Source organism: Mycobacterium hippophais (assembly GCF_027529605.1).
GTDB classification, from domain to species: domain Bacteria; phylum Actinomycetota; class Actinomycetes; order Mycobacteriales; family Mycobacteriaceae; genus Mycobacterium; species Mycobacterium arseniciresistens.
The window spans coordinates 585,844-598,653 of the sequence record NZ_JAPZPY010000003.1; the positions used below are offsets into that span (position 1 = coordinate 585,844).

Annotated in this window: 13 protein-coding genes; all 13 read left to right on the plus strand. The window is 62.6% G+C overall.

Annotated features, from left to right (window positions below; all coding sequences use genetic code 11):
- The first annotated feature begins 185 nt into the window (after positions 1-185).
- The 13 genes from O6P37_RS11320 (at position 186) to O6P37_RS11380 (ending at position 12,740) form a co-directional block, all read left to right on the plus strand.
- On the plus strand, positions 186-959 hold the full coding sequence (locus O6P37_RS11320) for an MlaE family ABC transporter permease (protein ID WP_269894177.1): 774 nt from the start codon (positions 186-188) through the stop codon (positions 957-959).
- 10 nt (positions 960-969) lie between these two features.
- A complete protein-coding gene (locus O6P37_RS11325) occupies positions 970-1,824 on the plus strand; it encodes an ABC transporter permease (RefSeq protein WP_269894134.1) in 855 nt (284 codons plus the stop codon).
- Positions 1,825-1,826: 2 nt separating this feature from the next.
- Entirely contained in the window at positions 1,827-3,305 is a 1,479-nt protein-coding gene (locus tag O6P37_RS11330; RefSeq protein WP_269894135.1) for an MCE family protein, read from the plus strand.
- Positions 3,306-3,333: 28 nt separating this feature from the next.
- Positions 3,334-4,362, plus strand: a complete 1,029-nt coding sequence (locus O6P37_RS11335) for an MCE family protein (RefSeq protein ID WP_269894136.1) — start codon at positions 3,334-3,336, stop codon at positions 4,360-4,362.
- On the plus strand, positions 4,359-5,699 hold the full coding sequence (locus O6P37_RS11340) for an MCE family protein (RefSeq protein WP_269894137.1): 1,341 nt from the start codon (positions 4,359-4,361) through the stop codon (positions 5,697-5,699). The genes O6P37_RS11335 and O6P37_RS11340 overlap by 4 nt, the downstream gene beginning before the upstream one ends.
- Complete coding sequence (locus O6P37_RS11345; protein ID WP_269894138.1) at positions 5,696-7,012, plus strand: MCE family protein; 1,317 nt, start codon at positions 5,696-5,698, stop codon at positions 7,010-7,012. The genes O6P37_RS11340 and O6P37_RS11345 overlap by 4 nt, the downstream gene beginning before the upstream one ends.
- The gene (locus O6P37_RS11350) at positions 7,009-8,151 is read left to right on the plus strand and encodes an MCE family protein (protein WP_408633142.1); all 1,143 of its coding nucleotides are present in this window, start codon (positions 7,009-7,011) and stop codon (positions 8,149-8,151) included. The genes O6P37_RS11345 and O6P37_RS11350 overlap by 4 nt, the downstream gene beginning before the upstream one ends.
- On the plus strand, positions 8,152-9,594 hold the full coding sequence (locus O6P37_RS11355) for an MCE family protein (protein ID WP_269894139.1): 1,443 nt from the start codon (positions 8,152-8,154) through the stop codon (positions 9,592-9,594).
- A 145-nt stretch (positions 9,595-9,739) separates the two neighbouring features.
- A complete protein-coding gene (locus tag O6P37_RS11360) occupies positions 9,740-10,378 on the plus strand; it encodes a hypothetical protein (RefSeq protein WP_269894140.1) in 639 nt (212 codons plus the stop codon).
- A 23-nt stretch (positions 10,379-10,401) separates the two neighbouring features.
- Positions 10,402-11,049 carry a hypothetical protein gene (locus O6P37_RS11365; protein WP_269894141.1) on the plus strand — a complete coding sequence of 216 codons (648 nt, stop codon included), beginning with the start codon at positions 10,402-10,404 and terminating at the stop codon, positions 11,047-11,049.
- Complete coding sequence (locus O6P37_RS11370) at positions 11,046-11,570, plus strand: CAP domain-containing protein (protein WP_408633143.1); 525 nt, start codon at positions 11,046-11,048, stop codon at positions 11,568-11,570. The genes O6P37_RS11365 and O6P37_RS11370 overlap by 4 nt, the downstream gene beginning before the upstream one ends.
- 52 nt (positions 11,571-11,622) lie before the next feature.
- Positions 11,623-11,853 (plus strand): hypothetical protein, encoded by a 231-nt coding sequence (locus O6P37_RS11375; RefSeq protein WP_269894142.1) that lies wholly within the window; start codon positions 11,623-11,625, stop codon positions 11,851-11,853.
- A complete protein-coding gene (locus tag O6P37_RS11380; protein ID WP_269894143.1) occupies positions 11,850-12,740 on the plus strand; it encodes an alpha/beta hydrolase-fold protein in 891 nt (296 codons plus the stop codon). Before O6P37_RS11375 ends, O6P37_RS11380 begins: the two co-directional genes overlap by 4 nt.
- Positions 12,741-12,810: the final 70 nt, after the last annotated feature.

Here is a 12,810-nt window from a genome sequence, read left to right on the forward strand (position 1 = left end):
GAAGTGCACGACAACTGATTAAAGCGCTACAGAACTTTTGTCCGAAAGACCCGAGAAGAGGCGATGATGCCCGCACCCAGCGTTGAGCGCGCAACTCAACGAAGATCGCGATGCGATGGGTCATCGAGCGCAGCGGCCGGTCCAACGATTTATTGTCCGAACTCGACGTCACGGCGAACGGCCTCATGAGCGCCTACGTCCAGGTATTGACGAAACCGCTGAACGGCCTCGGCGGGTTTTTCGCCATGGCGCTGGACACGTTCGTCATGATGTTCAAGCGACCGTTCGCATGGCACGAATACGTCGTCCAAACGTGGTTCGTCGCACGAGTTTCGGTGCTGCCGGCCCTCACGCTCACCGTGCCCTATGCGGTTCTGATCACCTTTACGTTTAACGTCCTGCTCAACGAATTCGGCGCCGCCGACTTCTCGGGGGCCGGTGCGGCCGTCTCGACGGTGAACCAAATCGGACCTATTGTCACGGTATTGGTCGTCGCGGGGGCGGGCGCCACGGCCATCTGCGCCGACCTGGGATCTAGGACCATCCGTGACGAGATCGACGCTTTGCGTGTCATGGGGATCAACCCGATTCAAACCCTCGTTCTACCGCGGGTGCTCGCGGCCACCACTGTTGCGCTGGCTCTGTCGGCGACAGTCATCAGCATCGGGCTAGCGGGGGCGTTCCTGTTCTGCGTCTATGTTCAGAACGTTTCAGCTGGCGCGTTCACCTCGCAGATAACGCTGCTGACAGGCGGCGGCGACGTCATCGTCGCGATGGTCAAGGCAACCCTTTTCGGCATGGCCGCTGGGCTCATCGCCTGCTACAAGGGCATCTCGGTCAAGGGTGGTCCCGCTGGGGTCGGCAACGCCGTCAACGAGACGGTGGTGTTCGCGTTCATCGCGCTGTTCGCCATCAACATCATCGTGACCGCCGTTGGCATTCAGTTCACGGTGAAGTGAGGGCGACGCGATGAGCACCAGTACCCCCAGTCGTCAGTTCGCCAGAATGCGCAGCACTGGCACACAGGTCACCAGTCGGTGGAACGAATTCGGCAGCCGCGCGCGCTTCTACGCCGCCACACTGTCGAACATTGCCGATGCCGTGGTGCACTACCGCAGCGAAGTATTGCGCTTGATCGCCCAAATGGGATTGGGCGTCGGTGCCTTGGCCGTCGTCGGCGGAACGGTAGTCATCATCGGCTTCTTGACGATGACCACCGGGGCGATCATCGCCGTGCAGGGTTACAACCAACTGGGGTCGCTCGGCTTCGAGGCACTGACGGGGTTCGCCTCGGCGTTCTTCAACACGCGTTTCATCATTCCCTCCACCATCGGGGTTGCGCTTGCGGCGACGATCGGAGCCGGCGCCACAGCCCAATTGGGCGCCATGCGGATCAACGAGGAAATCGACGCTCTAGAGGTGATCGGGATCCGCAGCGTGACCTATCTATGCTCCACTCGGGTCGTGGCTGGTCTGGTGGTGGTCGTGCCGCTGTACTGCGTAGCAATGATCATGGGTTTCGTGTCAGCCAGGTTGGGCACGACGCTCATCTACGGGCAGGGCGCCGGCGTGTATGACCACTACTTCAACACGTTCCTCAATCCGACCGACCTTCTATGGTCCTTGGCGCTCACCATGGTGATGACCCTTGAGATCATGGTGATCCACACTCATTACGGCTATTTCGCCTCCGGCGGTCCAGCAGGGGTCGGCGAGGCAGTGGGACGTGCTGTGCGCACCTCGATGATCACCACAGCAGTGGTCGAGGTCATGTTTTCTCTGGCGGTGTACGGCCAGACCGGCGATTTCCATCTGGCGGGTTAGTCATGGACAACAGACCTGGTGAGCAGCGACTGCACAACGCATGGTGGGCAGCGATCCTGCTCGTCATCATCGTGGGATTCGTCTCTGGTACGGCGGCCATCTTTGGCGGTGTCTTCCAGTCCTACATACCGGTGAAGTTGACCGCCGAGCGCGCCGGGCTGGTGATGGAGACCAACGCCAGAGTCAAGCTTCGAGGCGTCGAGGTCGGCAGAGTCAAGGCCGTCACCGCACGGCAGGGCGCTGCAGAGCTACAACTGGATATCTACCCAGACCAGATCCAATTCATTCCGTCCAACGTCGAGGCGCGGATTCAGGCCACGACTGTCTTCGGAGCGAAGTTCGTCGAATTCGACTACCCCCCGGACCCAAGCCCGCAGCCGCTGGCTGCAGGTGCGGTACTGCGTTCACAGAACGTCAGCACCGAGGTCAACACGATCTTTCAGAACGTGTCGGATCTTCTGAAGATGATCGATCCGGCCAAACTCAACGCGATCCTGACGGCAGTAGCCGACGGTGTCCGCGGACAGGGACCAAAGCTGGGCGAGGCTACTACGGACCTCAAAGAGGTGCTGGCCGTGCTCAATTCACGCAAGGACACCATCGGTCAGGACTGGCGGTCATTGAGGAATTTCGGCGATACCTACGCCGCAGCGGCCTCCGACATCGTCAGTATTCTCAACAACGCCGCTACCACTGCGACCACTGTCGTCGACCACTCGGCTCAGCTCGACCAGCTGCTGGCGAGCGTCACTGGGTTGTCCACTTCGGGCACCGACCTGCTCGGCGCAAGCAGTAGGAACCTGGTCGGACTGGTCGACACGTTGGAACCCACCACCCAATTGCTACGTGAGTACAGTCCCACCTACGCCTGCACGCTGGAGGGAGCCACCTACTACCTCAACCACGGTGGGTTCGACGCGTGGGGTGGACACGATGGGCGTTCAATTCAATTCGATGCCGGACTGCTGCTGGGCAACGACCCTTATCAATACCCCGACAATCTGCCGATCGTGGCCGCCAAGGGGGGACCCGGCGGAGCGCCCAGCTGCGGATCACTGCCGGACGTCTCCAAGAATTTCCCACTGCGACAGATGATTACGAATACCGGCTGGGGCACTGGACTGGACATCAGGCCGAATCCCGGCCTCGGGCAACCCTGTTACGCCAACTATCTCCCGGTCACCCGCGCCGTGCCGCAGCCGCCGAGCATCCGCCAGTGTCTGCCTGGACCAGCGCCGGGACCCATCCCGTATCCGGGCGCGCCGCCCTACGGAGCCGCGCTCTACGGCCCCGGCGGCGTTCCGCTGTGGCCCGGAGTCCCGCCGGCCGAGCCAAATTCTGTACACACGGACGGCGCTGCACTGCCACCGGCCGCACCGCCAACATTGCCAGCGGAGGCACCGCCGGTATTGCCAGCCGAGGCAGCGACATTGCCCGCCGCGCCACCACCGCCGCCAGGTGTGCTGGCGCCAACACCATGACCGCCACAGAGCTAGGAAAGGAGCGAGCGTGAGGGATGACTTCAAGACGGTTGCATGGCGGCTCGGTATCCTCCTGACGCTGTGCTCGGTCGTCGCATTCGGTTTGTTCAGCGTGTTCGCGGACCTCCGCTTCGGGAAAGGCGAGGACTACTACGCCGAGTTCACGAACGTGTCCGGACTCGAGAACGGTGACGTAGTCCGTATCGCCGGGGTCGAAGTGGGCAAGGTGGAAGACATCGCATTCAAGTCAGATGCGACCGTACGGGTGAAATTCGCGGCCAACGACTCGGTGTCGCTCACCACCGGTTCCCGAGCCGCCATCAGATACGAGAACGTGTTCGGCGATCGGTATCTTGCGCTGCAGGAAGGTGCCGGTGGCGTGCAGATCCTGGCACCAGGCCAGACGATACCGACGACGCGGACCGCACCGGCGCTGGATCTCGATTCGGTGATCGGCGGGTTCAAGCCGTTGTTCCGCGCACTGGATCCCCAGAAGGTCAACGAATTGAGCGGCCAGTTGATCAATGCGCTTCAGGGGCAAGGGGGGACCATCGGGTCGTTTCTCGACCAAGCTTCGGCGGTGACCAGCGCGCTGGCAGACCGCGACAGCCTCATCGGGGAGGTCATCGTCAACCTAAACACTGTCCTCGGCTCGCTCGGCGACCAGTCCGATCGACTCGACGTCGCGGTTGTCTCGCTGTCGGAATTGGTCAAGGGCCTCGCCGCGCGCAAGACGGACATCTCCAACGCGGTCGGCTATACCGACGCTGCGGCCAATTCGCTCGCCGACCTCTTGGCCAAGGCCCGCCAGCCCTTCCAGAAAGTGGTCCGCGAGACCGATCGGGTGGCGGCAATCGCGGTCGCCGACCACGAGTACCTCGACAACATCCTCAACACTTTGCCCGACAAGTACCGAACGCTGGGACGCCAGGCCATCTATGGCGACTTCTTCAGCTTCTACCTCTGTGATGTCGTGTTCGAGGTCAACGGCAAGGGCGGTCAACCGGTGTATGTCAAGGTCGCAGGCCAATCCTCAGGGCGGTGTACTCCCAAATGAAATCCTTCTCCGAACGCAAGCTTTGGCCCATCGGCGCCACTGGAATCGCCGCAGTCGCCGCATTGGTGGTGGGCGCGCTGCAATTCCAGAACCTGCCGTACCTGAACCAGCGCGCGACGCACTCGGCGTACTTCACCGACGCCGGCGGCCTCCTGTCCGGGGCGAGCGTCGAAGTGTCCGGATTCCCCGCGGGCAAAGTGAAGAGCATCGAACTTGACAGCGATCAGGTCCTGGTCACCTTCACAGTGGACAAGACGTTGCATCTCGGGAAGGACACCGAGGCAGCGATCAAGACCCGGAGCCTGCTGGGTACCAAAGTGCTGAACGTTTCGCCGCGCGGAGGCGGAGAACTCAGCGCCGCCATCCCGGCAACACGCACCACGACGCCCTACCAGTTGCCCGACACCCTTGGAGAACTGGCGAACACGATCAACGGATTGAACACCGGTCAACTCTCGGACTCGCTGACCACCCTGTCGCAGACCTTTGCCGACACCCCTGAATCACTCAAGAACGCGGTGAACGGGGTGTCGCGCTTCGCGCAGACCCTCAACCAGCGAGACACCGAATTGCGCGCACTGCTCGCCAACGCTGCAGAAGCGACGAAAGTACTGGCAAACCGCAGCGACCTGGTGGTGTCCTTGGTTCGCGATACCAATGCCCTTCTCGTGCAGCTGGAATCGCAGAGCAGTGCTGTCGACCGGATCTGGTACAGCATCTCCTCAGTGTCAACGCAGCTCAAGGAATTCATTGGCGAGAACCGAGAGCAGCTGCGTCCCGCGTTGGACAAACTGAACGGCGTCTTGGCCATCGTCGACAACCGCAAGGAACGTCTGCAAGAGGCAGTGAAACTCCTCAACAAGTACGTGATGTCCCTCGGAGAATCCATCGGCTCTGGACCATTCTTCAAGGGCTACGTCGCCAACCTGCTTCCCGGGCAGTTCGTGCAGCCGTTCATTGATGCCGCCTTCTCCGACCTCGGGCTCGACCCGAGCACGCTACTGCCGTCACAACTGAACGATCCTCAGACTGGACAACCAGGCACGCCTCCTCTGCCGGTGCCGTATCCGCGCACCGGGCAGGGCGGCGAACCGCGGCTGACGCTGCCCGATGCGATCACCGGAAAGCCCGGCGACGAAGGATGCGGGCCGCCAGGTTTGCCGCTGCCCGGCCCGACAGGCTGTTACCCCTACCGCGAACCGCCGGCGGCCCCGTCACCCGGCGGCCGGCCGCCCGGGCCGCCTGCGCTACCTGCCGCGGGTGCATCGCCGTCGCCCACGCCTAGCCCGGTATTCGAGCCCGCGCCCGGCGAGAGCGACCCAGGAGCACAGCAGTGAGCGCGGCGGTGCGGCGGCGCGGCCGCGTGGTGTTGGCGGCCGTCTTGGCAGTAACGATGCTGTGCGGACTGATCACGATCATCCGCCACGTCGAGCACGTCGCCAAGACGTGGGTGGTTGCTTACTTTGACAACAGCAATCTGCTGTTCCCCGGGGACGATGTGCGCATACTCGGAGTGCCCGTGGGCCGAGTCGACAAGATCGAACCCCAACCCACCAGGGCGAAGGTGACGTTCTGGGTCGACGGCAAGTACCGCATACCCGCCGACGCGAAGGCCGTCATCCTGTCTCCGCAGCTGGTGACCGGACGCGCCATTCAAGTCACCCCCGTCTATCGGGGGGGACCGGCGATGCAGACGGGCGCCGTCATCGGGATCGACCACACCGCGGTCCCAGTGGAATGGGATGACGTGCGCGAGCAGCTCAAGCGGCTGGCGGGGCTTCTGAAGCCCACAGAACCCGGGGGGGTTAGCACGCTGGGCGGTCTGGTCGACACCGCGGCAGACAATTTACGCGGGCAGGGATCCAACATCCGTGACGCAATCGTCAAACTCTCACAGACTATTTCGACGCTCAGCAACCACAGCGACGACATCTTCGGCACGGTGAAGAACCTGAGCACGCTCGTGTCGGCGCTGCACGATAGCGCTGACCTTCTCGAACAGCTCAACGGCAACCTGGCCTCAGTGTCGGGACTGGTCGCCGACGACCCACGCAAGGTCGGGCAGGCGTTCGAAGATCTCAATAGCGTCGTCGGCGACTTGGAGACATTCGTCGCGGACAACCGTGATGCAGTCGGCACCGCGACCGACAAGGTCGGGTCGATCAGCACCGCGTTGGAGGCCAGCCTCGATGACCTCAAGCAGACTCTGCACGTCCTGCCGAACACCATGCAGAACTTCTACAACATCTACGAACCCGCCAGCGGTTCACTGACGGTCAATTTCGATTTCAGCAACTTCGCCAATCCAGTCAGCTTCATTTGCGGCGCTGTACAGGCCGCGTCGCGGCTCGGCGCGGAGCAATCATCGAAACTCTGCACGCAGTACCTGGCGCCGATCATGAAGAACCGGCAATACAATTTCCCCCCACTGGGGGCGAACCTGGTCGTCGGCGCCCAGGCTCGACCCAACGAAGTTACCTACAGTGAACCCTGGCTGCGCCCGGACTTCGTTCCGCCGGCGCCGGCGCAACCGGATGCTGCACCGACGGGCACGCCTCCGTCCGACCGGTCGACGGCGACGCCCACCGATCCGGGAGCCGGTCTGCCCGGCCTGATGGTTCCCTCAATTGCGACGGGTGGCGGCTCGTGACCGGCAAGCATTGGCGCGGATTCGTGGCTCGCGCCGTTGTCATCGCCGCTACGGCGTCGGTCTGCGGCTGCGCGAACTGGCAGGGATTGAACTCACTGCCCATGCCGGGCACTGAGGGCAGCGGGCCAGGTTCGTTCGAGGTCCAGGCACAGATGCCGGATGTGAGCACGATTCAGCCAAATACACGGGTGCGGGTCGGCGACGTCGACGTGGGCATCGTCAGGAAGATCGAACTCCAGGGCTGGCACGCCCTGCTCACCTTGCGACTGAACGGTGACGTGCAACTGCCCGCCAACGCCACCATAAAGGCCGGACTGACCAGCCTTTTGGGATCGATGCATGTTGAGTTGGCGCCACCAATCGACGCGGCTCCGCAGGGGCGCCTGCATCAGGGGTCGCTCATTCCGCTTTCCAATGCGGGCGCCTTCCCCAGCGCGGAACAAACTCTCGGGGCGTTGTCGTTGGTGCTCAATGGCGGCGGACTGGGTCAGATTCAGGACATCACGGAGGCGCTGAGTACCGCCTTCCGGGGTCGCGAGCAGGATTTTCGTGACCTGGTCGGCGAACTCGACACGTTCACCCGCACTCTCAACGAACAGACCGGCGACATCATCGCTGCAACCGACAGCCTCAACAGGCTCGTTGGCAAGTTCGCCGAGAACAAGCCGGTGCTGGACGCGGCTCTGCGCACCATCCCCGACGCTCTCGCAGTGCTCAACGGCGAACGTGAAGACCTCGTCGAGCTCGCCGACAGACTCAGCAAATTCAGCGCGTTGACCGTCGACACCGTGGATCAGACGAAGGACAAGGTGGTCCGCGAACTCACTGATCTAGGACCGGTTCTGGAATCGTTGGCCAACGCCGGGCCAAGCCTGACTCGGGCGTTGAGCCTGATAACGACCTATCCGTTCCCAAATGACACGCTCGAGAAGTGGCAACGCGGTGACAGCGCCAATTTGACCGCCATATTCGATCTCACATTGAGCCGGATCGACCAAGGCTTCTTCACCGGAACCCGGTTCGAAGGCGACCTCACCGAGCTTGAAATGCAATGGGGTCGGACCATCGGCCAGTTCCCAAGCCCGTACACCGCGGGCAATCCACTAGTCGCGCCCTACAACTGGAACCAGGGGCCGTAGATGCGACTGAATAGACAAGTAAAGGTTCAGCTGGCGCTGTTCACGGTGATCGGGCTCATCGCGGTCATGGTGATGACGGTCCACTACATGCGGTTGCCGTCAATGTTGTTTGGGATCGGCACGTACCGCGTGATTGTCGAGCTGCCGCAGGCCAGCGGGCTTTACAGCGGTGGCAACGTCACCTATCGCGGTACCGAGATCGGCCGGGTCGACGCCGTGCGGCTTACCCCGACCGGGGTCGAGGCGGTGCTCGCGCTGAAGTCCGGAATCGACGTGCCCTCGGATTCGCGAGCCGAAGTGCATAGCCAGTCGGCGATTGGCGAACAATACGTTGCACTGCAGCCGCGCAACGGCGATGCCCGCCCGCTGAGCGACGGAGACGTCGTCGCGCGAGCCAACACCTCGGTGCCGCCCGACGTAAACACGCTGCTCACCGAGTTGAACGTCGGCTTGCAGGCAATCCCGCAGGACAATCTCAAGACAGTCATCGACGAGTCCTACACCGCCGTAGGCGGTTTAGGTCCCGAGCTGTCGCGAATCGTGACAGGCACATCGGACCTGGCTATCAAGGCTCGCGCCAACCTTGATCCCATAATTGCGCTGATCGACAAGTCCCAACCGGTGCTGGACTCACAAACCAACTCCTCGGACGCCATCGCTGCATGGGCGAAGAATCTCTCCACCGTGACCGAGGAACTCAAGACCCACGACCGCGCCGTCGCTGGCGTCATCGACAACACCGGCGCGACAGCGGACCAGGCCCGTCAACTCGTCGACCGGATCCGGCCGACCCTACCTGTGCTTCTGGCCAACCTGACCAGCGTCGGACGTGTGGCGGTCAGCTACCGGGCCAACCTCGAACAGATGCTCGTACTGTTTCCACAGTTGGTTGCGATCAACCAAGCCGGCGTTGTGACCAGCTTCGATACCAAAGAGGATTACAAGGGTCAGCGGTTCGGCTTCAATCTGAATCTGAACCTGCCGCCGGCATGTCCGACAGGCTTCCTTCCCGCGCAGCAGCGGCGCAGTGCGTCGGATGTAGACGCTCCCTCGCGGCCCGAGGGCGATCTGTATTGTCGCGTGCCGCAGGATTCGCCGTTCAACGTGCGCGGAGCACGAAACATCCCCTGTGCAACCGTGCCAGGAAAACGCGCTCCGACGGCGGCGATGTGTGAGTCCGACGAACAGTACGTTCCACTCAACGATGGCATGAGTTGGAAGGGCGATCCGAACGCTACGTTGTCCGGCCAGCCCATACCTCAGTTGCCGCCTGGAGTGGCCGCGCCGCCTCCGGCGACGCCGCCGGTCGCGATCGCGCAGTACGACCCGGCCACTGGCGAATACGTCGGTCCTGATGGCAAGCGCTACCAACAATCTGATCTGGCCCAGACGGCGAACGGGGATCGAACATGGCAGACGATGCTGCTGCCACCGCCGGGTTAACGGGCATCCACGGGCCCGAGTGGACACGACGACCGGCTTCTTCACCGGCCCTGATGGACAGCAGAACACGCCGACCTCTGTGGCGGCGGCGTGGAACCGGGAAATGGCAGGACCTTCCCCGCCGACGAAAGGAAACTGACGCGCCATGACGACCCAACACCTCGAATCATCGCGAACGATTGCAATCGCGAACAAACCCGACGACCTCGATGAAGCCGCGCTCGACGGCGAACACACACCCGAGGACGAATCACCGACAACGCCCTCGGAAGCCGGGGCACGCCGTTGGTACCAGCCGCAGTGGACCGCCGCCAAGCTGACCTTCGTCGCCGGCCTGTGCGTGGTCATCGCCCTCGCAGGAACTACGGGATGGCTGGCCTACCGCTCACACCAAGCCGACGAAGCCGCGAAAAACCAAGGGAAGTTCGTGCAGGTGGCCAGTCAGGGTGCCCTGAACCTGACGACAATTGATTGGGAACACGCCGACGCGGACGTGACGCGGATACTCGATTCTGCTTCGGGATCGTTCTACGACGACTTCGCGCAACGATCGCAGCCGTTCATCGAGGTCGTGAAGCAAGCGAAATCGAAATCGGTGGGATCGATCACTCAAGCTGGTTTGGAGTCCGGATCTGACGACCAAGCACAGGTACTCGTCGCCGTCAACGTCACGACCACTGTGTCGGGAACTCCGGCGCCGACTCCTCGCTCGTGGCGGATGAGGATCTCAGTGCACAAGCAGGGAGATGAGATGAAGGTGTCGAACGTGGAGTTCGTTCCGTGACGGGCCGGATGTCATCGATCGAGATGACTGACGACGCAGTCGAACCGTCGAATGGTGAGTCGACTGGTGTAGAAGCCGGAGCAGGTGGTGACGGCCCAGACGACACCGGCGTCGAATTGAACAGTGAAGGTGCGGTGAGCTCGAGTTCAAACGACGATCCGACTCCGACGCGAGACCGACTTACGGCGTCGCCTCTCATGCGATTCGCCGGCTATGCGGTCCTCCTGGTCTTTGTGACCTGCCTAACCGCCGCCGCCGCGTACTTCAGGTACCACGCCGACACCGCGGAGGAGGTCGATGCGATTCGTGCGCAGTCGGTTCAGGTCGCGACCGAAGGAACGATCGACATGCTGTCGTACACGCCCGACAACGTCGAGGCGAAACTCAACTCTGCTGGAGAGCGACTCACCGGCTCCTTCAAGGACTCGTACCTCACGCTCGTCCGTGACACCGTGATTCCCGGAGCGAAGCAGAAGAGCATTTCCGCCGATGCCACGGTGCCGGCGGGTTCTTCGGTGTCGGCGACACGTGACACGGCGAAGGTGTTGCTCTTCGTGAACCAGGGCGTGACCGTGGGTGGCGATGGCCCGACGGAAACGGCGTCTGTCGTTGAACTGGACCTCGAAAACATCGAAGGCCGCTGGTTGATTTCAGGCTTCGAGCCTCGATGATCGGCGGAGTACCAACCTTTGCGGACCGGGCAGTCGCCACGTCGTGGCGCACGGCTGCGGTTCTGAGTTGCGCGCTGACACTGGCTGGTTCGATTCTGATGAGCCCGCCAGCGGGCGCGGACAACAAGCGGCTCAACGACGGGGTTGCGGTGAACGTCCATACGATTCACCGCCAGCAGAACTGCTCGGAGGACGTAGTAGTCAACCCGCAGCTACAACTCGCCGCGGAATGGCACACGAATGACGTACTCAATAACCGTGCACTGAACGGCGATACGGGTTCCGACGGGTCCTCGGTGCAGGACCGCGCCAACGCCGCGGGGTATCGAGGCACCGTCGCCGAATCCGTTGCGATCAACCCGGCGCTCGCCATCAGCGGCATCGAGATCCTACGCCAGTGGTATTCCAACCCCGCCTACCTGTCGATCATGCGTGACTGCGCCTACACGCAAGTCGGTGTCTGGTCGGCGAACAGTCTGGACCGGACGGTGGTAGTAGCGGTGTACGGACGACCTCAATGAAGCGAGGTGGGATGTGACGGCAACCCAGGAACCGCTCGTGAGGTGGGCAGCTGTGGGGCGGTTCGAGTGCGACATCCTCCGGCACATGGTGCTCTGGGGTCCGCACGGGGCGCTTTACGACGAAGACATCTACCCGGGATTCGGCATGACCGTTCAACAGTTCCGGCGTCGCTTTGCGCGGATTGTGCTGTCCTTGAACGAATCGCCAGTCGATGAGCCCCACCGAAATCTGCTCGACGAGGCCAAGTGTTACCTGGAGCAGCACACCGAGGGGACCCGATGACCGCGCTGAGGATCGGACTCCTGCGGGTCTTCCTCGCACTCGTCGCTGTGGGGTCGCTGTGGTTCGCGGTCGGAGAGGCGAAGGCGTCCCCCGTCGAGAACCTCATGGTTCCGTCTGCGGCCATGGGGCGCGACATCCCGGTCTTCTTTCTCGCAGGCGGACGGCATGCCGTATTCCTGCTCGACGCGTTCAATGCTGCAGACAAGGTCAGCAACTGGGTCACTAAAGGCGACGCGATGACCACGCTCGCTGGTAAGGGAGTTTCGGCGGTCGCACCCGCAGGCGGCGCGTACAGCATGTACACCGATTGGGAGATGGACGGCAGCAAGCAGTGGGACACGTTCCTATCAAGGGAACTACCCGAGTGGCTGGCAGCAAACAGGGGGCTGGCGCCGGGTGGTCACGCGGTCGTCGGAGCCTCACAGGGAGGTTACGGAGCGCTCGCCCTGGCCGCCTTCCATCCCGATCGGTTCCGGTATGCGGGGTCCATGTCCGGATTCTTGAGCCCGTCGCAGACGGAATTGAACGGGGCGATTACCGCGGGGATGATGCAGTACGGCGGCGCCAACACCCAAGCAATGTGGGGAGCTGCGCAACTGGGGCGCTGGAAGTGGCACGACCCGAACGTCCACGCGGCGCTACTCGTCGACAACAGGACGCGGTTGTGGATCTTCAGTCCCGGCACGCTGACCGCGTCGGATCCGGCCTCGATGATCGGGTATCCGGACCAGGCGCAGGGCAGTAATCGCACGTTCTACAGCCAGTACCGAAGCGTCGGCGGAGGTAATGGGCACTTCGACTTTCCCGCTGCGGGTGACCACGGTTGGTCGACCTGGGGTGGGCAGTTGGCAGCGATGGCGAACGACGTCGCCACAACGATCAAATAGGAACTCATGGGCATTGGCATTCAGGTTGAGGGACTGACGAAGTCCTTCGGGCCCCAGCGAATCTGGGAGG